This is a genomic window from Actinomadura sp. K4S16 (assembly GCF_008327685.1).
Taxonomy (GTDB): Bacteria; Actinomycetota; Actinomycetes; order Streptosporangiales; family Streptosporangiaceae; genus Spirillospora.
This window is the reverse complement of record NZ_BDDE01000010.1, coordinates 1,228,176-1,248,513: the sequence shown is the minus strand read 5'-3', so window position 1 is coordinate 1,248,513 and position 20,338 is coordinate 1,228,176. Positions and strand designations below refer to the sequence as shown.

19 protein-coding genes are annotated in these 20,338 nt (G+C 72.8%); 17 read left to right on the top strand and 2 right to left on the bottom strand.

What is annotated here, in order from left to right:
- Nucleotides 1-5: 5 nt before the first annotated feature.
- The 9 genes from K4S16_RS06575 (at nt 6) to smc (ending at nt 10,107) form a co-directional block, all read left to right on the top strand.
- The gene (locus K4S16_RS06575) at nt 6-1,457 is read left to right on the top strand and encodes a penicillin-binding protein 2 (RefSeq protein ID WP_149257818.1); all 1,452 of its coding nucleotides are present in this window, start codon (nt 6-8) and stop codon (nt 1,455-1,457) included.
- Between the two features lie 94 nt (nt 1,458-1,551).
- Entirely contained in the window at nt 1,552-2,034 is a 483-nt protein-coding gene (gene coaD, locus K4S16_RS06570) for a pantetheine-phosphate adenylyltransferase (protein ID WP_149257817.1), read from the top strand.
- 106 nt (nt 2,035-2,140) lie between these two features.
- Nucleotides 2,141-2,788 carry a DUF177 domain-containing protein gene (locus tag K4S16_RS06565; protein WP_149257816.1) on the top strand — a complete coding sequence of 216 codons (648 nt, stop codon included), beginning with the start codon at nt 2,141-2,143 and terminating at the stop codon, nt 2,786-2,788.
- Nucleotide 2,789: 1 nt separating this feature from the next.
- Nucleotides 2,790-2,969 (top strand): 50S ribosomal protein L32, encoded by a 180-nt coding sequence (gene rpmF / locus K4S16_RS06560; RefSeq protein WP_149257815.1) that lies wholly within the window; start codon nt 2,790-2,792, stop codon nt 2,967-2,969.
- Nucleotides 2,970-3,243: 274 nt separating this feature from the next.
- Nucleotides 3,244-4,071, top strand: a complete 828-nt coding sequence (rnc, locus tag K4S16_RS06555; protein ID WP_235036608.1) for a ribonuclease III — start codon at nt 3,244-3,246, stop codon at nt 4,069-4,071.
- Nucleotides 4,064-4,957: a bifunctional DNA-formamidopyrimidine glycosylase/DNA-(apurinic or apyrimidinic site) lyase gene (mutM, locus tag K4S16_RS06550; RefSeq protein WP_149257814.1), complete on the top strand. Its 894-nt coding sequence runs from the start codon at nt 4,064-4,066 to the stop codon at nt 4,955-4,957. Before rnc ends, mutM begins: the two co-directional genes overlap by 8 nt.
- A gap of 19 nt (nt 4,958-4,976) precedes the next feature.
- Entirely contained in the window at nt 4,977-5,291 is a 315-nt protein-coding gene (locus tag K4S16_RS06545) for an acylphosphatase (RefSeq protein WP_149257813.1), read from the top strand.
- Between the two features lie 178 nt (nt 5,292-5,469).
- Nucleotides 5,470-5,667 (top strand): hypothetical protein, encoded by a 198-nt coding sequence (locus K4S16_RS06540; RefSeq protein ID WP_141577590.1) that lies wholly within the window; start codon nt 5,470-5,472, stop codon nt 5,665-5,667.
- A 777-nt stretch (nt 5,668-6,444) separates the two neighbouring features.
- Nucleotides 6,445-10,107 (top strand): chromosome segregation protein SMC, encoded by a 3,663-nt coding sequence (gene smc, locus K4S16_RS06535; RefSeq protein WP_149257812.1) that lies wholly within the window; start codon nt 6,445-6,447, stop codon nt 10,105-10,107.
- 16 nt (nt 10,108-10,123) lie between these two features.
- On the opposite strand, the gene K4S16_RS06530 is transcribed toward smc, so the two are convergent.
- On the bottom strand, nt 10,124-11,230 hold the full coding sequence (locus tag K4S16_RS06530) for a helix-turn-helix domain-containing protein (protein WP_149257811.1): 1,107 nt from the start codon (nt 11,228-11,230) through the stop codon (nt 10,124-10,126).
- A gap of 227 nt (nt 11,231-11,457) precedes the next feature.
- On the opposite strand from K4S16_RS06530, the gene K4S16_RS06525 reads away from it, so the two are divergent.
- Together K4S16_RS06525 and K4S16_RS06520 are read left to right on the top strand one after the other, a co-directional pair.
- Nucleotides 11,458-12,663: a sensor histidine kinase gene (locus K4S16_RS06525; protein ID WP_149257810.1), complete on the top strand. Its 1,206-nt coding sequence runs from the start codon at nt 11,458-11,460 to the stop codon at nt 12,661-12,663.
- Nucleotides 12,663-13,349, top strand: a complete 687-nt coding sequence (locus K4S16_RS06520) for a response regulator transcription factor (RefSeq protein ID WP_149257809.1) — start codon at nt 12,663-12,665, stop codon at nt 13,347-13,349. The genes K4S16_RS06525 and K4S16_RS06520 overlap by 1 nt, the downstream gene beginning before the upstream one ends.
- A gap of 196 nt (nt 13,350-13,545) precedes the next feature.
- Here K4S16_RS06520 and K4S16_RS06515 read toward each other — a convergent pair whose 3' ends face one another.
- The gene (locus tag K4S16_RS06515; RefSeq protein WP_149257808.1) at nt 13,546-14,085 is read right to left on the bottom strand and encodes a hypothetical protein; all 540 of its coding nucleotides are present in this window, start codon (nt 14,083-14,085) and stop codon (nt 13,546-13,548) included.
- Between the two features lie 803 nt (nt 14,086-14,888).
- Between K4S16_RS06515 and K4S16_RS06510 the strand changes: the two genes are divergently transcribed.
- From K4S16_RS06510 to K4S16_RS06485, 6 genes are all read left to right on the top strand, one after another.
- Entirely contained in the window at nt 14,889-15,296 is a 408-nt protein-coding gene (locus K4S16_RS06510; protein ID WP_160160857.1) for a globin domain-containing protein, read from the top strand.
- Between the two features lie 3 nt (nt 15,297-15,299).
- Nucleotides 15,300-16,451, top strand: a complete 1,152-nt coding sequence (locus tag K4S16_RS06505; RefSeq protein WP_149257806.1) for a globin domain-containing protein — start codon at nt 15,300-15,302, stop codon at nt 16,449-16,451.
- Nucleotides 16,452-16,456: 5 nt separating this feature from the next.
- Entirely contained in the window at nt 16,457-17,128 is a 672-nt protein-coding gene (locus K4S16_RS06500; protein WP_160160856.1) for a DivIVA domain-containing protein, read from the top strand.
- Nucleotides 17,129-17,264: 136 nt separating this feature from the next.
- A complete protein-coding gene (gene ftsY, locus K4S16_RS06495; RefSeq protein WP_149257804.1) occupies nt 17,265-18,419 on the top strand; it encodes a signal recognition particle-docking protein FtsY in 1,155 nt (384 codons plus the stop codon).
- A 236-nt stretch (nt 18,420-18,655) separates the two neighbouring features.
- The gene (locus K4S16_RS06490; protein ID WP_149257803.1) at nt 18,656-19,996 is read left to right on the top strand and encodes an ammonium transporter; all 1,341 of its coding nucleotides are present in this window, start codon (nt 18,656-18,658) and stop codon (nt 19,994-19,996) included.
- Entirely contained in the window at nt 19,996-20,334 is a 339-nt protein-coding gene (locus K4S16_RS06485) for a P-II family nitrogen regulator (protein WP_149257802.1), read from the top strand. The genes K4S16_RS06490 and K4S16_RS06485 overlap by 1 nt, the downstream gene beginning before the upstream one ends.
- Nucleotides 20,335-20,338 lie beyond the last annotated feature (4 nt).

Here is a 20,338-nt window from a genome sequence, read left to right as displayed (position 1 = left end):
TCCGCATGAAGCCCGGGATCGACCGCGCGGTGGCGCGCACCTGGGTGCTCACCCTGCTCCTGATCCTCGCGCTCCTGGTGAACGTCACCTACGTCCAGGGCTTCCAGGCGCAGGAGCTGCGGGACGACTCGCTCAACGCCCGCCAGTTCGAGGACCGCTTCAAGATCGACCGGGGCCCCGTCGTCGCGCGCGGCGAACGGCTCGCCTGGTCCGAGCAGGTCGGCGGCGACCGCTTCCAGCGCCGCTACAAGGACGGCGCCGCGTTCGCGCCGATCACCGGGTACTTCTCCGTGTTCTCCCAGACCGGCCTGGAGGAGGCGGAGAACCACTTCCTGGACGGGACCGACGCCCGCCTCGCCACCTCCAACCTCGTCGACAAGCTGATCGGCAAGCACGTCCCCGGCGGCACGGTGGAGGCCACCGTCGACCCCGACGCGCAGCGCGCCGCCTACGAGGCGCTGAAGGGCAGCGGCGCCCGCCGAGGGGCCGCGGTCGTCCTGGACGCGCGCACCGGCGCGGTGCTGGTGATGGCGTCCACGCCGTCCTACGACCCGAACGAGGTGTCGACCCTCGACCGGGACAAGGCCGCGAAGGCGTTCGCCCGCCTCGGCGACCAGCCGCGCAAGCCGCTGCTCAACAAGGCCGCGTACGAGCTGTTCCCGCCCGGCTCCACGTTCAAGACCGTCGTCGCCGCGGCGGCGCTGAGGGCCGGGACGAGCGAGGACATGCGGGTCAAGGCCGGACGCAGCTACCGCCCGCCGGGCGCCGGGCAGGCGATCAACAACGACGCGGGTGACATCGGCGGATCCTGCGACCTCGCCCGGATCCCCCTGATCGAGGCGTACGCGCAGTCCTGCAACACGACGTTCGCCTACATGGGCGCACAGAAGCCCGGGAACGACGCCGTCAACGCGCAGGCGGGCAGGTTCGGGTTCGGGGAGCGGATCGAGTTCGCGGACGGCCTGAAGAGCGCCCCCAGTTCGTTCCCCAAGACCGACCAGCCCTCGCTCAGCGCGCTCGGCTCCATCGGGCAGGGCAGCACGGTCGCCTCGCCGCTGCAGATGGCCATGGTCGCCGCCGCGGTCCTCAACGACGGGGAGGTCATGCGTCCCCGCCTGGTGGACAGGCTCCGCGCCCCGGACGGCTCGACGGTCGACAAGATCTCGCCCCAGCGGATGTCCCGCGCGCTCACCGGCGACCAGGCCGAGCAGATGCGGGACATGATGGAGGCCGTCGTCGAGCGGGGCACCGGCAAGTCCCTGCGGGGGACCTCCGTCCTCGGCGGCAAGACCGGCACCGCCGACGTCGAGGGCGCCTCCTACAACGACCGCTGGTTCATCGGGTTCGGCCCGCGCAGAGACCCCAGGTACGCGGTCGCGGTGATGACGGAGGCGTCCGGGTACGGCATCGAGTCCGGCCCGATCGCCGCCAGGATCCTGGACGCCCTGGGCGGCTGAGGACGGCCCCGGCGAGCCCGGTGGAAACCCGGCCGAATGCGATTTGGTACGTTCACGCCGCAGGTCAGAAACCGGGACCGAAGGGGTTCGCGCCGTGCGCCGTGTCGTCTGTCCGGGATCGTTCGACCCCGTCACCAACGGGCATCTCGACATCATCAGCCGCGCCTCCCGCCTCTACGACGAGGTGGTCGTCGCCGTGCTGATCAACAAGAACAAGAAGAGCCTGTTCACCGTGGACGAGCGCGCCGACATGATCTCCGAGGTCACCCGGGAGTACGGCAACGTCACGGTCGACACCTTCTACGGGCTCACCGTCGACTACTGCAAGGAGCAGGACATCCCGGTCATCGTCCGGGGTCTGCGGGCCGTCAGCGACTACGAGTACGAGTTGCAGATGGCCCAGATGAACCACCGGATCGCCGGGGTGGAGACGCTGTTCATGGCGACGAACCCCGAGTACGCCTTCCTGTCGTCCAGCCTGATGAAGGAGGTCGTGCGGTTCGGCGGGGACGTGTCCGGCCTCGTCCCCGACAGCGTCCACGACCGGCTGGTGCAGCGGCTCCAGCACGAGGGCTGACCGTCCGGCGGCGGGCCCGGCCCTGGTGGCCGGGGCCGCGAGTTGGGTCAGCGGCCCGTGTTCGGTACCCTGGGACATCGGCCATCACAGGCGGCCGCCGTTCACCATGCCTCACGAAAGCAGGAATCCGCTGACACGCCACGACCCCAGCGCCCCTCTCAAGCTCGACACCCGAGCTCTGGGCAGGCAACCCGGGTCGTCGCGGGAGGAGCACCTGTCCGTGCCGGCACCGGAGAATTTCGGCGTCGAGATGGTGGGCGTCCCCGAGGGTGCCGCGATCGAGCTGGACCTCCGGCTCGAAGCGGTCCTGGAGGGGGTGCTCGTCACCGGCACGGCGACGGTCCCCCTGAAGGGGGAGTGCTCCCGCTGCCTCGATCCGATCGCCTCGACCTTCGAGGCGGACTTCCAGGAGCTCTTCGTCTACGACGACACCCGCTCCGGCGGGAACGCCGACGACGACGAGCTCCGCCTCGAGGGCGACATCATCGACCTCGAACCGGTCCTGCGGGACGCGGTGGTGCTCGCGCTGCCGCTGTCCCCGCTGTGCCGGGACGACTGCCCGGGCCTGTGCCCGGACTGCGGTGCACGGCTCGCGGACGTCGGGCCTGACCACCACCACGACGTCGCCGACCCCCGGTGGGCGGCGCTGCGGGACCTGGCCGGCGACATGGCGCCGGCCGCCCCCGACCGGGGGAACGGGAGCTCCGGCTCCCGTGCTTCATCGGACCGACGAGAAGGAAAGCAGGAGGGCTGACGTGGCCGTCCCGAAGCGGAAGAAGTCGCGCAGCAACACGCGGCACCGGCGCGCGCAGTGGAAGACCGCCGCGCCGAACCTGGTCGAGTGCCCGACGTGCCGCGACCACAAGCTGCCGCACACCGCGTGCGCGACATGCGGAACCTACGACCGGCGGCAGGTCATCGCCCCGTCGGCCTGAGTCTTCTCGCATCATGGGGGGCGGATCCGCGCGAGCGGCCCGCCCCCCACGGTGCGGCAGGACAAGCACCCCGACCACCCGGCGCGCGACGTCGGCGTGGTGACCGGCGCGGAGACATGCGCCCGGAGCCGTGGTGCACGCCGGGATCAAACCGACCGGCGCGCACCTCGTCTTCGCGGACCCTCCCGCCGAGCGTCCTCGCCGTCCCGGCCACCGGCCGCGCGCCGCAGAGGCGACCGCGCGCTGCGCGGTGCACGGCCTGCGAGGAGGGCCTGTGAGCGCTAAGAAGAACGAACCCGCGCCGGACCGCGCGGAACTGACCGGCGCCCTCGGCGTCGAGGTGGGCGACGAGCTGCTCGAACGCGCCCTCACCCACCGTTCCTACGCCTACGAGAACGGCGGCCTGCCCACCAACGAGCGCCTGGAGTTCCTCGGCGACTCGGTGCTGGGCCTCGTCGTCACCGACACGCTGTTCCGCGGCCACCCCGACCTGCCCGAGGGGCAGCTCGCCAAGCTGCGCGCCGCCGTGGTCAACATGCGCGCCCTGGCCGGCGTCGCCCGCGGCCTCGGCGTCGGCGCCCACATCCGGCTCGGCCGCGGCGAGGAGGGCACCGGGGGCCGCGACAAGGCCTCGATCCTCGCCGACACCCTGGAGGCGCTGATCGGCGCCGTCTACCTCGACCGGGGCCTGGAAGAGGCGTCCGCCCTGGTGCACCGGCTCTTCGACGGGCTGATCCAGCGGTCGGCCGGCCTCGGCGCCGGCCTGGACTGGAAGACCTCGCTGCAGGAGCTCACCGCCGTCGAGGAGCTCGGCGTCCCCGAGTACCACGTCGCCGAGAGCGGCCCCGACCACCAGAAGACCTTCCGCGCCTCCGTACGGGTCGGCGGCCAGGCCTACGGGTCCGGCGAGGGCCGAAGCAAGAAGGAGGCCGAGCAGCACGCCGCCGAGGCCGCCTGGAACGCCATCCGGGAGATCGTCGTCCAGCGCGAGGCGGAGGCTCAGGCCGAGGCGGTGAAACAGGCGGGGGCGCAGGCCGGGCCGCCGGCGCAGGGCGCGGACGCGGCCAGGGAGGCCGGGCAGGCGGCGCAGGCCGGTGCCTGAGCTCCCCGAGGTCGAGGTCGTCCGGCGCGGCCTCGAGAGCTGGACGACCGGCCGCACCGTCGCGTCCGCCGAGGTCCTGCACCCGCGGTCGGTGCGCCGGCACGCGGCGGGCCCCGCCGACTTCGCCGGGCGCCTGGCCGGACGCACCATGCTGGCCCCGCGGCGCCGCGGCAAGTACCTGTGGATCCCGCTCCAGGGCGAGGAGGGCGGCGACCCCGGCGAGGCGGTGCTCGCGCACCTCGGCATGAGCGGCCAGCTGCTCGTCGGCGAGCCCGACCGCGAGCGCGAGAAGCACCTGCGGATCCGCGTCGAGTTCGACGACAAGGGCCACGACCTCCGCTTCGTCGACCAGCGGACGTTCGGGCACCTCATGGTCGCCGACCTCGTCCCCGACGCCTTCGACGCGCGGACGCTCGTCCCCGAGCCGATCGTGCACATCGCGGCCGACCCGCTTGAGGACGCCTTCGACGCGGAGGCCTTCTACCGCGCCCTGCGCCGCCGCAAGACCGGGATCAAGCGGGCCCTGCTCGACCAGTCCCTCATCAGCGGGGTCGGCAACATCTACGCCGACGAGGCGCTGTGGCGCGCCAGGCTGCACTGGGCGCGGCCGACCGACACGATGACCCGGGCCGAGGCCGCGCGCGTCCTGGAGGCCGCACGAGAGGTCATGGGGGCCGCTCTGGCGGTCGGCGGGACGTCCTTCGACAGCCTCTACGTGAACGTCAACGGCGAGAGCGGCTACTTCGAGCGGTCCCTGGACGCCTACGGCCGGCGGGACGAGCCCTGCCGCCGCTGCGGCACCGCGATCCGCCGCGACGAGTTCATGAACCGCTCGTCCTACAGCTGCCCGGTGTGCCAACCGCGCCCGAGGCGGGCACGGTACTAGCGGCGCCGAGGGGGGAGCGATGAACGGCGACGAGAACGACGACGAGATCGTCCGGCTCACGGCCTGGGTGCGCGGGCGCGTCCAGGGCGTCGGGTTCCGCTGGTGGGTGCGGTCGCGGGCCCTCGAACTGGGCCTCGCCGGCAGCGCCACCAACCTCCGCGACGGCCGCGTCGAGGTCGTCGCCGAGGGCCCGCGCCGCGGCTGCCGCCGGCTCCTGGAGCTGCTGGACGGCGACGTGCCCGGCGGCGTTCCGGGACGTCCCGGCGCCGTCACCGGCGTCACCGACCGCTGGAGCGCGCCGCGCGGCGAGGCCGCCGGGTTCCACGAACGGTGACCGGGTAGGGAGTACCGGTTTGTACCTGCTAAACTAGTAGAGGAAGGTTGTTACTGGCCTGTGATGTGCGCCTTGACCGGCGCAGCGGCCGGTGCGACTCTAGACGGTACGCGCACCGACTTGAGCAGTTTCCCGTGCGCGATCCCTGCTGGTTACTCAGCGTGGAGGACCCTTAGTCATGGCGAAGGCTCTACTCGGCCACGTCGGCGGTCCCGACCCCCGGATGGTCGCGGAGATGCGGCGCCTTCAGCAGCGCGTACGTGACCTGGAGGCCGAGCTCGTACGGCTCCAGGCGGAGAACGACGCGCTTGCGACGGCGACGGACGACGAAGTGATGTCGCTGCCGGTGAAGGAACGCGAACCGGCTCTTACTTGATTGCTTTTTTCTCCTCCTTCGGGCCTGGCGGCCCTCCATCGTCGTAAAAAGCGGGCGATCGCTGGCATCGCTTCGTCTCGCCTTGCGGCTCGCTGCGCGATCAGGTTCTCGCTTCGCTTGAACCTGCCTTCGGACGCGATCGCGACCATTGAGGTCGTCGCGTGGTTGCGGCGGTGGTTGAGGTAGTCGCGGTGCCTGTTGTTTGCAGTGCTCTCCTCCTTCGGGCCTGGCGGCCCTCCATCGTCGGGCACTGCGGGCGATCGCTGGCATCGCTTCGTCTCGCCTTGCGGCTCGCTGCGCGATCAGGTTCTCGCTTCGCTTGAACCTGCCTTCGGACGCGATCGCGACCATTGAGGTCGTCGCGTGGTTGCGGTGCGGGCTGAGGTCGGTGCGGTCGGAGACTCGTCCTCGGCCCTTCGGCCCTCGGGGCGCCGTGGTCTACGGGCGGGCGCCTGCACCGCTCTGGTCGTGCGCGACCAGGTTTTCGCATTGCTTGAACTTGCCTCCGGACGCGAGCGCGGGGCCCGAGCAGTCGCGTGGGGTGGCGGTCGTTGTGGTGGCCGGGGCCCGTCAAGGTGTGCGGCTCGGTGGGTGATCGGGTGTCCGTCTCTCGGGCGGTGTTGTTCTGATCGCCCTGTTCTCCTTTCTCCGGTCTCCCGGTCACCGTTGTGGGGCGCCGCCTTGGGCTGGTGGGCGAGTGCCGTGCTCGTGGGTGGTGCTCCCGGTATTGTTCGACGGATGTTCTCGGTGTGGGCACTGGAGGGGGACGGCTAGCGCGTGTATCTCAAGACTCTGACGCTGCGCGGCTTCAAGTCCTTCGCGTCCTCCACCACGCTCAAGTTCGAGCCGGGGATCACCGCCGTCGTGGGGCCCAACGGGTCCGGCAAGTCCAATGTCGTGGACGCGCTGGCGTGGGTGATGGGGGAGCAGGGCGCCAAGTCGCTGCGCGGCGGCAAGATGGAGGACGTCATCTTCGCCGGGACGGCCAACCGGGCGCCGCTGGGGCGCGCCGAGGTCGTGCTGACGATCGACAACTCCGACGGCGCGCTGCCGATCGACTACACCGAGGTCACGATCAGCCGGCTGATGTTCCGGTCGGGGTCGAGCGAGTACGCGATCAACGGCGACTCGTGCCGGCTGCTGGACATCCAGGAGCTGCTGTCGGACTCCGGCATCGGCCGCGAAATGCACGTGATCATCGGGCAGGGGCAGCTCGACCGCGTCCTGCACTCGGGGCCGGAGGGGCGCCGCGCGGTGATCGAGGAGGCGGCGGGCGTCCTCAAGCACCGCAAGCGCAAGGAGAAGGCCCTCCGCAAGCTCGACGCGATGCAGGGCAACCTCACGCGCGTGCAAGACCTGACGGGTGAGCTGCGGCGGCAGCTGAAGCCGCTCGGCAAGCAGGCCGAGATCGCGCGCCGGGCCGCGGTGATCCAGGCCGACCTGCGGGACGCCCGGCTGCGGCTGCTCGCCGACGACCTGGTCACCCTGCGGACGAGGCTGGAGCAGGAGGCCGCCGACGAGGCCGCGATCCGGGAGCGGCGCACCGAGACCGAGCGGGCGCTGGCCGAGGCGCAGGAGCGCGAGGGCGTCCTGGAGGCCGAGGAGGCGGAGCAGGCGCCCAAGCTCGCGCAGGTCCAGGACACCTGGTTCCAGCTGTCGGCGCTGAAGGAGCGGCTGCGCGGCGTCGCCGACCTCGCCGCCGAGCGGCACCGCAACGCCGCCGAGGCGCGCGAGGAGGAGCGGCGCGGGCGCGACCCCGAGGACATGGAGCGCGAGGCCGCCGAGATCCGCGAGCAGGAGGAGATGCTCCGCGCCGCGCTGGACGAGGCGCGCGACGGGCTGTCCCATGCCGTGGACGAGCGGTCGGCGGCCGAGGAGGCCCTCGCCGCCGAGGAGCGCCGCCTGCAGTCCGCCGCCCGCGCCGCCGCCGACCGCCGCGAGGAGCTGGCCCGGCTGCGCGGCCGGGTGGAGGCGCTGCGCAGCAAGGCGCAGGCCGGGCGGTCGGAGATCGGGCGGCTCGCGCAGGCGCGGGAGGAGGCCGAGCAGCGCGCCGAGTCCGCGCAGGCCGAGTTCGAGGCGTTCGAGGCCGAGGTCGTCGAGGACCCGGCGCTCGCCGCCGAGCACGAGACCGCCCAGGAGGCGCTCGCCGCGGCCAAGGAGGCCGCCGAGTCCGCCCGCGCCGCCGTGGACGGCCCGCGCCGTGCGCTGAAGGAGGCCCGGACGGCCGCGGGTGCGGCCCGCACCGCCGACCAGGCGGCGCAGAAGAAGGTCGCGGCCCTCCAGGCGCGCATCGAGGCCCTGAACCTGACGCTCGCCAGCGCCGCCGACGGCGGGGAGGCGCTGCTGGCGGCGGGCTCCGACGGCTCGCTCGACGGTGTGCTCGGCACGGTCGCGTCGCTGCTGAACGTCCGGTCCGGATACGAGACCGCCATCGCCGCCGCGCTCGGCAACGCCGCCGAGGCCATCGCCGTCGGATCGCTGGACACCGCCGAGGCCGCCCTCGCACTGCTGCGCTCCCGCGACGCCGGACGCGCCGGGCTGGTCGTCGGCGGCGGGGCGCCGGCGCGGGCCGAGCGGGTCGCCGGCGTCGACTACGCGGTCGACGCGGTCACCGTCCCGGACGCCGTGCGGCCCGCGTTCGAGCACCTGCTGCGGGACGTGGTCGTGGTCGACGACGTCCCTGCCGCGGCCGCGCTCGTGCGCAGGGAGGCGTCGCTGCGGGCCGTCACCCGGGACGGGGAGCTCGTCGGGGCGCATTGGGCGCAGGGCGGCGCCGCGGGCGGCGGGCAGAGCCTCCTGCAGATGCGCGCGACGCTCGACCAGGCCACCGAGGATCTCGCCGCGGCCGAGACGGCCGCCGCCGTCGCCGCCGACGGCCTCGCCGCGGCGGTGGAGCACGAGCACGCCGCCCAGACCGCGGTCGAGGCGGCCGAAGCCGCCGCCGGGGAGGCCCGGTCGGGCGTCGACCACGCGCAGGCCGCGCTCGACCGCGTCCGCGCGCGGCTGCGGGAGTACGACGCGCAGGCCGCGCAGGAGGCCAAGCGCGCCGCGCGCCTGGAGGCCGACGTCCGGGCCGCGCGGGGTGAGGCCGAGCGGCTGACCAAGGCCCTCGACGCGGCCGGGGAGTCCCTCGAACGCGACACCGAGGCGGCCGAGGAGCTCGCGGTGCGGCTCGCCGAGGCGGAGGAGGCCGCCGAGGTCGCCGACGAGGCCGGGCACGACACCGAGGCCCGCGACGAGCTGAACGCCCGCTGCCAGGAGCTGCGCAGCGTGGAGATGGAGGCGCGGCTCTCGGTCCGAACCGCCGAGGAGCGCGTCCAGGCCATCGCCGGGCGCGCCGACGCGCTCGAACGCGGCGCGCGCCGCGAGCGCGAGGAGCGCGCCCGTGCTGCCCAGCGCCGCGCCCGCCGGGAGGAGCAGGCCAGGGTCGCCAAGGCCGTCCTGCGGGGCGCGCGGGCGGCGCTGGAGCGCATCGAGCACTCCCTCGCCGCCGCGGTGCGCCGCCGCGAGGCCGCGGAGCAGGCCAAGGCGGCGCGCGAGGCCGAGCTGAAGGTCGTCCGCGGGCAGGTGCGCGAGCTGTCCTCCACCCTCGAACGCCTCGTCAACGTCGTGCACGGCAACGAGGTCGCCCGCGCCGAGCAGCGGCTGCGGCTGGAGCAGTACGAGCAGCGGGCCCTGGAGGAGTTCGGCCTGGAGGTCGAGGCGCTGGTGTCGGAGTACGGGCCCGACCAGCTCGTCCCGGCCGACCCGGAGAAGGGCGAGGACGCGCCGCCCCTCCCGTACGAGCGCGCCGTCCAGGAGAAGCGCGCCAAGACCGCCGAGCGGCAGCTCAACCAGCTCGGCAAGGTCAATCCGCTCGCCCTGGAGGAGTTCGCCGCCCTGGAGGAGCGGCACGCGTTCCTCACCTCCCAGCTGGAGGACCTCAAGAAGACCCAGCGCGAGCTGCTCGGCCTCGTCAAGGAGGTCGACGACCGCGTCCAGCAGGTGTTCGCCGCCGCCTACGACGACACCGCCCGCGAGTTCGAGCGGATCTTCGCGCGGCTGTTCCCCGGCGGCGAGGGCAGCCTCTCACTGACCGAGCCGGGCGACATGCTCACCACCGGCGTCGAGGTCTCGGCCCGCCCGCCCGGCAAGAAGGTCAAGCGGCTGTCGCTGCTGTCGGGCGGCGAGCGGTCCCTGGTGGCCATCGCGTTCCTCGTCGCCGTGTTCAAGGCCCGCCCGTCCCCCTTCTACGTGCTGGACGAGGTCGAGGCCGCGCTCGACGACACCAACACCCAGCGGCTCATCACGGTGTTCGAGGAGCTGCGCGAGTCGTCCCAGCTGATCGTCATCACGCACCAGAAGCGCACCATGGAGGGCGCCGACGCGCTCTACGGCGTCAGCATGCGCGGCGACGGCGTCACGCAGGTCGTCAGCCAGCGCCTGCGCGACCTCGACTGACCGCGCGCCGGGCGGGCTACGGCGCCGCGGCGGGCGAGAAGAGGTAGCCGCGCACGCCGGACCGGGCGCACGCGGTGTGGATCGCTTCCAGCGCCCCGACCTCCCGGACGCCGATGCCCACGCACATGCCGTCGCCGCGTGTCGCCTGCGGGACGATGCGGAACAGCGGCCCGCCCTTCACCGGCCCATCCACCGGCGCCAGCCCGAACCGCTGCCGCGGATCGTCCCCGCACTTCTCCAAGGGCAGCGGGGAGCGCTCGGCGGGGGTGTCGAGCGTCGCGCACCGCAGTTGGCCTTCCGCCGTGTACGCCCTCAGCTGGAACGTCCCGGCGGAGGCGGGGACGGCGGCGAGCCGGATCCGCTGGAGCGGGTCCTCCGCCACGCACCTGTCCTGCGCCAGCCGCGGCTTCATCCGGTCGTCCGGCAGGATCGACAGGCAGTTGCCGGTCCGGTCGCCGTAGGCCAGCGGCATGACCGTGTACCAGCCGGGCGGGGGCGGCGCGGCCCTTCCGCCCGGGGGCGGCGCGGTCTCGCCGGACGTCCCCGGGGCGGTCCGCGGCCGGTGCGGCTCCGCCCCGCCGCCGAACACCCCTGGCAGCGTCGAGGCCACCACGGCGATCGTGATGATGGCGGGCGCCGCCACGAGCAGCGACACCCGGCGCCGGCCGCCGGACGCGCGTGGAGCCGACCTGCGGTTCCACGGACGCGGCGGCGGCGCCGCGCGGTGCTCGGAGCCGTTGCCGGGAGCCGGTGTGGGCGCGGCGGGCACCGCTGCGGCCGCCAGGTCCAAGTTCATCGGGGGCAGCTCGGCGAACCACTTCTCGTTCCCCACGACGGCGGAGGGGCCGCAGAGGCGGTCATAGGCCAGCAGCCAGCGCTCGCGCTCGTCCGGCGGAAGGCCGCATGCGGTCACGAAGGAGGCCGTCAGGTCCCGGCTCGGCGGCGTGCCGCCCTGGAGGAACCCCTCGATCCCGGACGGGATGACCGCGCCGTCCGCGCGCATGCGGTCCTCGAGCTCGGAAAGGGGCAGGCCGGACCATTGCCGCAGACGGCGCATCAGGTCGAGGAAATCGGCGGGGCCGCGGGCCTCCTCCGGCCGCGGAACCGCGCTCGGAGCCGGCACCGGTGTCCTCCCGCGAACGGGAACGCTTGTTCTCGGGGGCATCGTAGCGATCTTCTCCGCCGGAATGACTAATGTTCCCTATGTGGTCTTTGACCAGATCCATGGCGTCATGAGTTCAGCGCCGGTCATGAGCTCGGCGCTCGTCCAGAGTTCGGCGCTCGTCAACGGGAGGGGCCGCCGCGATGCCGCGCTCCGGTGTACCGGTTCCACCTGATTTGCGGCGTTCTGTGGAGAGCAGGATCGGTGCCACGTTCGTCCTTCTGACGCAGCTGCGCGTCCTCGTCATCGGCGTGACCGTGGTGGTGGACGGGCAGGTGCGCGGCGACCCCTGGGCGCTCGGCGTGCTCGTCCTCGCGGCCGTCGCCTCCGGCGCGGTGCTGGCGGGCTGGGAGAAGGTCGTGCCGCGGCTGCTCGCGCAGCCCGCCCTGCTGGCCTTCGACGTGCTCGCCGGCTACGCCGTGCTGCAGGTGGGCGGGATCTTCGGCCCCTACTTCCTCGTGACCGTGGTGACCGCGGGTCTCGCCGGCCTGCTGTACCGGTGGCCGGTCACCGCGCTGCTGTGCGCCCAGCAGGCCGTCCTGTACTACACGGCGCTCTACCGCAACGCGCCGTCCGAGGAGGACGGCGGCGCCACCATGCCGCTGCTGGTCATGCTGCCCGTCTTCTACGGGGTCGCCGCGCTCGCCGGGGCGGTGCTGCGCCGCCTGTTCGACGAGCACGCCGCCGCCGAGGAGGCGCGCTGGCGGGCGGAGGCGCAGGCGATGGCCGCCGAGGAGCGGACCCGGCTGGCCCGCGACATGCACGACTCGCTGGCCGGGACGCTCTCCGGCATCGCCATGTCGGCGAACAGCCTGCCCGCCTGGGTCCGCAGGTCCCCCGACCGCGCCGAGGCCGAGGCGCGGCGGATCGCCGACGCGGCCCGGGTCGCCATCCGCGAGGCGCGCTCGCTCATCGCCGGGCTGCGCGACGACCCGGCCGGCGTCTCGCTGGGCGACGCCCTGCGGAGGCTGGCGGGGGAGTGGGAGGACCGCACCGGCGTCCCGGTGCGAGTGGACGCCGAAGCGGGCGCGGACCTCCCGGCGCCGCGGCGGCGCGAGATGGTCACGATCGTGAGAGAGGCGCTGGAGAACGTGCGGCGGCACGCGCACGCGTCCAGCGTCGCCATCGTCGCCGCGGTCGTCGGCGGCGACCTGGAGGTGCGCGTGCGGGACGACGGCAAGGGCATGCCCGAACGGCCGGACGACCCCGGCCGGCTGGACGTACTCTCCGGCGGCGGCCATTACGGCCTCGTCGGCATGCACGAGCGGGCCGCGCGGGCGGGCGGCCGGCTGGCGGTGCGCTCGATCCCGGGCGGCGGCACCGAGATCACGGCGTCGATGCCGGCGGCGGACCCGGACCCCGAGCCCGCGCGGGCCGCGCTCGGGGGTGGCTGATGGACGAGCCCGTCGAGGGCGAGCCCGGCCGCTACCGCGTCATGGTCGTGGACGACAACCCCTTCATCCGCGCCGGACTCACCTCCGCGCTGGAGGCCGCCGGCGACATCGAGGTGGTGGGCGAGGCGGGCGACGGCCACGAGGCCGAGGAGCTGGCCCGGCGGCTGGTGCCCGACGTGGTCCTGCTCGACGTCCGGATGCCGCGCTCGGACGGGGTGAGCGCCGCCGCCGCGCTGAGCCGGATCAGCCGCGTGATCATGCTGACCCAGGTGGAGGAGCCCGAGGTCGTTCTGTCGGCCGTCCGCAACGGCGCCGTCGGCTACCTCGTGCACAACACCTTCACCGTGGACGAGCTCGCCGCGGCGATCCGGGACACCGTCCGGCACCGGGCCCACCCCCTCTCGCACGCGGCCGGCGCCGCGCTCATCGACGCCGTGCGGGCCGACACCCCCGCGGCGCGCGCGGCCGATCCGGCCGAGCAGCGTGCGCGTTTCGGCCTTTCCTCCCGCGAGGCCCAGGTCATGAATCTGATCGTGCGCGGGCACCCGAACCAGGAGATCGCGGCCACGCTATTCGTCACCGAGAAGACCGTCAAGAACTACATCAACCGCATTTATGCGAAGCTCGGCGCGCCGAACCGGGCGACGGCCATCGTGACCTGGCTCGGGCTCCCTCCCCCTGGCTGAGCTGCACGTTCGTGGTTGGGGTCCCCGGCCGCCTCCGGTTGGGCCCTAGGGCCCTAGGGGTGCCCGCTGAAGATCGAATAGCGTTTCCGGCGAACGGATTCCATGAATGACGGCGCATTTCCGGTGGCTCTTCCTCCGGTGCGCCGTCCGAAGGAGATCATGCTTTTGCCGGCCTTGACCAGTGCGGCGCCCGATGTCATTCGACGATCTGCCAGACCTCTCCGTTGCGGCGCAGGGTGAACTCGCCTTGAAGGGTCCTCTCCGTCATGGAGCCGCTCGTCCAGTGCAGGGCGGAGAAGGGGATGACCGCCCTGCCGCCCGACAGCCGCCCGCCCTTCACGATCACGGTGCGGAGCGCCTCCCGCTCCCGCGGCCGGAGCCAGTGCGGCGTGCTGCGCACGCCGGCCGGGCAGTCGCCGCGGAGCGCGGGACCGCGGAGGAAGTCGCCGCCCTGCGCCACGTAGCGGCACACCGCGTCGTCACCGGCGGCCTGGCCGCGCAGGAACGCCTGGAGCGCGGCCCGCGCGCCCTCGATCCCCTCCCGGGCGCTCGGGTCGGACTCCTGCGCGGTCTCCGAGGGCGACGGGGACGGCGGCCGGGACACCGCGCCGCCGTCCCCGCCGCCGCCGACCTCGCCGTCGCCGTTCTCGCCGCCGCAGCCCGCCGTGAAGAACGCCGCCGCGAGCGCCGCGGCGGTGAGCGCGCCGCCGGTGCGGGCGGTGAACCGGTGGGTCATCGGGTGCCTTCCTCGGGTGTGGGTGTCGGCTCATCGTCAGAGCGCCGCCGTTCCGACAGATCAGACGGCCAGCCGAAGATTAATGCCTTGACCGGAGATCGGCCAGTGGACACGGCGTCGTCCGGTCAGGGAATCTGGACACCCGTCCGGACTGCTTTCCAAGGCGCGACCGCCATTTTTTCGGTCGAATTCCTCGGGTCGTGCGGGCGGAAGAAAGCGGCCTTGCGACCCCGGATCGAGTCGAAGGAAAGCGGGGCGGTCCGGCGAATCAATTTCGCGCGAGAAAGCGTGAGATCGATGGCGGCCGAGCATCGTCCGCGACGCTGAACATCCGCCGCTTCAGGGGCGGCCGGCCGGTCCAGGCGACCTGCCGAACCCTCGCCGAAACCGCCGGAAACCGTCCGCCGGCGGCTGGAGGGGCGCGCCGGATGCCGCGGGAACAGGGGCACGCGGCACCCGGCGCCCCCGAGGTCCCGCTGCCCGGCGCGGGACCGAACGCCATTCACCGTGATGCGCGTCACATTCTCCCATGGAACGTGACATCGCCCAGCGCTCACATTTCGGGCGGAGTGCCGGATCCGATCCCGGGCTTCTTCCCCCGACCTATAGCCGATTGGCGACTTCGCATCCGCGCCGGTGACGCGTAATCGGCGGGATCGACGTGCACCGACCGTGATGATCCGGCGACGCTGGCGGACTTGTGTGCCCCCGGCCAATCCACTACCCATATGCACCTGCGGTTCTCCGGCTCCCACATCGGACTCCCCTCGTCCGTACCGAGAACCGCCGGAGAGGTGCTGCCCGTGGATCCGCGGAAACTCAAAGACAATTTCGCCCTGGTGGCCGCGAACGGCCTGGACGTCGCCGAATATTTCTACGCCGACCTTTTCGCGCGGGATCCCCAGCTCAGGCCGATGTTCCCCGCCGCGATGGCCAAGCAGCACGAGGTGCTGCTGGCGGCGCTGTCCCAGATCGTCTCGACGGTGGACGACCCCGACGCGCTCGTCCCCTTCCTCACCGACCTCGGACGCCGCCACCACGGCTTCGGCGTCCTCGCCGAGCACTACGCCCCCGTCGGCGCCAGCCTGCTCGCCACCCTCGCCTACTTCAGCGGCCCGCAGTGGAGCCCCGAGCTCGAGAGCGACTGGACGGCCGCCTACGGCGTCGTCGCCAAGGTCATGACGGAGGCCGCGGCGGAACCCGTCGCCTGATCCGTGGACGCCCAGCGACTCAAGGACAGCTTCGCGCACGTCGCCGAGCAGGGCGACGCGGTCGCGCTGTTCTTCTACTCCGACCTCTTCGTGCGCAACCCCCACCTGCGCGACATGTTCCCGATCGGGATGAGCGGCCAGCGCGACAAGCTGCTGCGCGCCCTCGGGCACATCGTCTCCCAGGTGGACGACCTGGCCGACCTCGTCCCGTTCCTCCAGCAGCTCGGCCGGGACCACCGCCGGTTCGGCATCGTGGCCGAGCACTACCCGCATGTCGGGGCCAGCCTCCTGACCACGCTGCGGCACTACTCCGGGCCGGCCTGGAACGACGACCTCGAAAGCGACTGGAACGCCGCCTACACCCTCGTCGCCAAGGTCATGCTTGAGGCCGCCGACGAGAACGCCCTCAGCACGCCCGCCTGGTGGAACGGCCAGGTCGTCGCCGTCGAGCGGCGCCGCTTCGACATCAGCGTCCTGCGCGTCCAGCCCGACCGGCCCCTGCCGTACGTGCCGGGCCAGTCCGTCGCGCTGGAGGTGCCGTCCCGGCTGCGGCACTGGCGGTACTACTCGATGGCGAACGCGCCTCGTCCCGACCACACCGTCGACTTCCACGTCCGGCTGGTGGACGGGGGACCGGTGAGCCCCGTGCTGGTGCGCGGCACCCAGACCGGCGACCGCGTCCGCATGGGCGCCCCCATCGGCACGCTCACGCTGGACGAGAGCTCCCCGCGGGACGTCCTGCTCGTCGCGGGCAGCACCGGCCTCGCGCCGCTCAAGGCGATCCTGGAGCAGATCTCCCGCCGGACCGTCCCGCCGCGCGTGCACCTGTTCTTCGGCGCCCGCAGCCGCGACGGCCTCTACGACCTCGAGGACCTGACCAAGCTGGCGGGCGGGTTCCCCTGGCTCACCGTCGTCCCGGCCGTCTCGGACGAGCCGGGCGGGCACGGGTTCTCCTCGCTGCTCCAGTCGGGGGACGACGGGGTCGAGCACGGCAACCTGTCCGACGTGGTCGCCAGGCGCGGCCCGTGGGACGGCCACGACGCCTACGTGTGCGGGCCGTCGGTCATGGTCGGGCACACCGTCGAGCAGCTGACGCGGCTCGGCGTCCCCCGTGACCGCATCCGCCTCGAAACCTTCGCCGACGCACAGAGGTGAGCGCCTTGAACTCCCCGAACCTTCCGGTCGTCTCCGAGGGCTCGCGGCTGACCCCGGGCGAGCTCCACTCGGTGGTGTTCGCCCGGGCCGCCCTCGGGCGCCGCGGGTACGACGAGGAGCAGGTCCGCAACTTCCTGCAGTACGTGGAGCGCGAACTCGTCCAGATCTTCAACGACAAGGCCGCGCTCGCCGAGGAGGTGAACCGGCTGCGCGCCCAGGCCTCTTCTGGCTCCCGCGGCGTGATGGCGCCCGAGGACGCCCACTTCCAGGCCGTCCGCATCCTGTCGCAGGCTCAGCAGACCGCCGACCTGTACGTGGCGGACGCCGAGCGCTACACCAGGGAACTGGCGCACGAGGCGAGGCTGCACCGGGAGGCGATCCTGTCCGACGCCAAGGGCCGCGCGGAGCAGATGCTGGAGGAGGCCCACCGCAAGGCCGCCGCCGTGGCCGACGCGGCCGTCCGCGCGGCCGAGTCGAAGGCCGCGCCCGCGCCCGCGTCGAGCCCGGCGCCCCTCCCGGACGACGAGCGCCTCGCCATGGAACGCGAGATCGCCTACCTGCGCACCTACAGCGACGTCTACCGCACCCACCTGCGCTCCTATCTGGAGGCCCTCCTCCGCAACGTGGACGAGTGGGAGTCGTCCGAACGGGCATCCCTTCCTGGGGGTAATGCCTGATCTACCGTCCCGGTGCGGGTACCGGGGCACCCCGGCGTCTCGCGCGGTTGCGCGCCCGGCCGGGCTCGCCGCATGATCGGCGGGCCCGGCGCAGCGTGTTCGCGCGGGAGTGCTCGTCTGGAAAACTGGGGGCGTTATGGAATTTGTGATCGTCATCGTCGCGCTGGCCGTGCTCGCGCTGATCATCGGCGGCGTCACGCTGCTGCGCCCGCGCCGGACCCGTCCGCGCCCGCCCGTCGAGCGCCCCTCCGAACGGACCGGCGGCGCCACCGCCGCCGACGTGGCGGAGGCCGGCGCCCCCACGATCGAGAAGGCCCCGCCGACGGAGGTCCCGCCGCCGCGGCCCACGGTGGAGATCGAGAAGCCGCCGCCCGGCGCGGGCCGGCTCGTGCGGCTGCGGGCGCGGCTCGCCCGCTCCCAGAACGCCTTCGGCAAGACCCTCCTCGTCCTGCTGTCGCGCGAGACGCTCGACGAGGACGCCTGGGAGGAGATCGAGGACACCCTGATCACCGCCGACATGGGCACGGCGGTGGCCCGGCAGGTCACCGACGACCTGCGGACGCGCGTCCAGGTCCTCGGCACGCGCAGCCCTGAGGAGGTCCGCGCGCTGCTCAAGGAGGAGCTGGTCAAGCAGATCGGCCCGGACATCGACCGCTCCCTGCACACCGAGGCGCACGGCGACCGCCCCGCCGTGCTGATGGTCGTCGGCGTGAACGGCACCGGCAAGACCACCACGTGCGGCAAGCTCGGCCGCGTCCTCGTCGGCGACGGCAACACGGTGCTGCTGGGGGCCGCCGACACGTTCCGCGCCGCCGCCGCCGACCAGTTGGAGACGTGGGCGACGCGGGTGGGCGCGCAGGTCGTCCGCAAGGACGAGGGCGCCGACCCCGCCAGCGTCGCGTTCGACGCCGTCAAGCAGGGCATCGAGACCAAGGTCAACGTGGTGATCGTCGACACGGCGGGCCGGCTGCACACCAAGACCGGGCTGATGGACGAGCTCGGCAAGGTCAAGCGGGTCGTGGAGAAGCAGGCCACGGTCGACGAGGTCCTGCTCGTCCTGGACGCGACGACCGGCCAGAACGGCATGCAGCAGGCCCGCGTCTTCGCCGAGGTCGTCAACATCACCGGGGTGGTGCTCACCAAGCTGGACGGCACCGCGAAGGGCGGCATCGTCGTCCAGGTGCAGCGCGAGCTCGGCGTCCCGGTGAAGCTGGTCGGGCTGGGGGAGGGGCCGGACGACCTCGCTCCGTTCGAGCCCGAGGCGTTCGTGGACGCGATCCTCGGCGACTGATCCGGTGCCGCGAGACCGGCCGGTCCGGCCTCGCGGACCGGTTGGTTCCGGCCTCGCGGGCCGGTGGAATCGGCTCCCGAACCGGCTGAAAAAGGCCTGTGAGGATTCGGAAACAGCGGTGAAACACGTCCGGGACGGTTTTCACACCGCGGAAACTTAGCGGCATACCGGGCGAAACGGCCGCGCCCGAGTCTCTGAGCATTCGAGGTTCCTGGCGAGGAGGGACACGCTCAGAGATGAAGATCGATAGCGGTAGTACCGCCTGGATGTTGACGAGCACCGCGCTCGTCCTGCTGATGACACCGGGCCTGGCCTTCTTCTACGGAGGGATGAGCCGGGCCAAGAGCGTGCTCAACATGATGATGATGAGCTTCGTCAGCATCGCCGTGGTGGGCATGGCGTGGGTCGTCTACGGCTACTCCCTGACGTTCGGCGACGGCGGGCCGCTCAGCTCGTTCATCGGCGGGTTCGGCGACTGGGGCCTGGTCGGCCTGGAGAACGCGGCGACGGCCGACGACGGGACGGGCATCCCGCAGCTGGTCTTCGTGGCCTTCCAGGCGACGTTCGCCATCATCACCGTCGCGCTGATCAGCGGCGCGGTCGCGGACCGTGCCAAGTTCGGGGCGTGGGTGGTGTTCAGCCTGGTGTGGGCGACCCTGGTGTACTTCCCGATCGCCCACTGGGTGTGGTGGTCCGACGGCCAGGACGGCGGCAAGTCCGGGTGGCTGTTCCACCTCGGCGCGCTCGACTTCGCGGGCGGGACGGTCGTGCACATCAACGCCGGCGTCGCGGCGCTCGCCCTGGTGCTGGTGCTCGGCAAGCGCAAGGGCTGGCCGAAGGAGCCGATGCGGCCGCACAACCTGCCGTTCGTCCTGCTCGGCGCCGGGCTGCTGTGGTTCGGCTGGTTCGGCTTCAACGCCGGGTCCGCCCTGTCGGCCGGCTCCACCGCGGCCGTCGCGTTCATCAACACGCTCGTCGCGACCTGCGCCGCCGCGTTCGCCTGGATCGTCGTCGAGAAGCTGCGCGACGGCGCGTCCACCACGCTCGGCATCGCCTCCGGCGTGGTGGCGGGACTGGTCGCGATCACCCCGGCCTGCGCGTTCGTCACCCCGCTCGGCGCCCTCGTCCTCGGCCTGGTCGCCGGTGCCGTGTGCGCGTTCGCGGTCAGCCTGAAGTACAAGCTCGGCTACGACGACTCGCTCGACGTCGTCGGGGTCCACATGGTCGGCGGCATCGTCGGCGCCCTGCTGATCGGGCTCCTGGCGACCACCGCCGTCAACGACGCCGGCGCCGACGGGCTGTTCGCCGGCGGCGGGCTCGCGCTGCTCGGCAAGCAGGCCGTCGCCGTCCTGGCGACGCTCGCCTACTCCTTCGTCGTCACCTACGTGATCGCGAAGGTGATCGACCTGGTGATGGGCTTCCGGATCAGCGAGGACGACGAGGCCGCCGGCATCGACAGCACGGCGCACGCGGAGACCGCCTACGACTTCGGCACCATCCGCGCGGGCATCGGTTCCGGGGCGACCGCGGCGGCGCCCGCCCCGCCCGCCCCGGCGAAGAAGGTGGAGGCGAAGTGATGAAGCTCGTCACGGCGGTCATCAAGCCGTTCAAGCTGGACGAGGTCAAGAAGGCCCTGGAGGCCTTCGGGGTCAAGGGGATGACCGTCAGCGAGGCCAGCGGCTACGGGCGGCAGAAGGGCCACACGGAGGTCTACCGGGGCGCCGAGTACCAGGTCGACCTGGTGCCCAAGCTGCGGGTCGAGGTCCTGGTCGAGGCCGAGGACGCCGACGACATCATCGACGTGATCGTCAAGGCGGCCCGCACCGACAAGATCGGCGACGGCAAGGTGTGGGCCGTGCCGGTCGACACCGTCGTCCGGGTCCGCACGGGCGAGACCGGACCGGAAGCCCTCTAGGGAC

What these genes read in the sequence shown, in the direction of transcription:
- K4S16_RS06485 (WP_149257802.1), top strand. Translation starts at nt 19,996, where the DNA reads ATGAAGCTCGTCACGGCGGTCATCAAGCCGTTCAAGCTGGACGAGGTC.
- K4S16_RS06565 (WP_149257816.1), top strand. Translation starts at nt 2,141, where the DNA reads ATGCCTCACGAAAGCAGGAATCCGCTGACACGCCACGACCCCAGCGCC.
- K4S16_RS06520 (WP_149257809.1), top strand. Translation starts at nt 12,663, where the DNA reads ATGGACGAGCCCGTCGAGGGCGAGCCCGGCCGCTACCGCGTCATGGTC.
- K4S16_RS06490 (WP_149257803.1), top strand. Translation starts at nt 18,656, where the DNA reads ATGAAGATCGATAGCGGTAGTACCGCCTGGATGTTGACGAGCACCGCG.
- K4S16_RS06545 (WP_149257813.1), top strand. Translation starts at nt 4,977, where the DNA reads ATGAACGGCGACGAGAACGACGACGAGATCGTCCGGCTCACGGCCTGG.
- K4S16_RS06515 (WP_149257808.1), bottom strand. Translation starts at nt 14,085, where the DNA reads ATGACCCACCGGTTCACCGCCCGCACCGGCGGCGCGCTCACCGCCGCG.
- K4S16_RS06575 (WP_149257818.1), top strand. Translation starts at nt 6, where the DNA reads ATGAAGCCCGGGATCGACCGCGCGGTGGCGCGCACCTGGGTGCTCACC.
- K4S16_RS06540 (WP_141577590.1), top strand. Translation starts at nt 5,470, where the DNA reads ATGGCGAAGGCTCTACTCGGCCACGTCGGCGGTCCCGACCCCCGGATG.
- ftsY (WP_149257804.1), top strand. Translation starts at nt 17,265, where the DNA reads ATGGAATTTGTGATCGTCATCGTCGCGCTGGCCGTGCTCGCGCTGATC.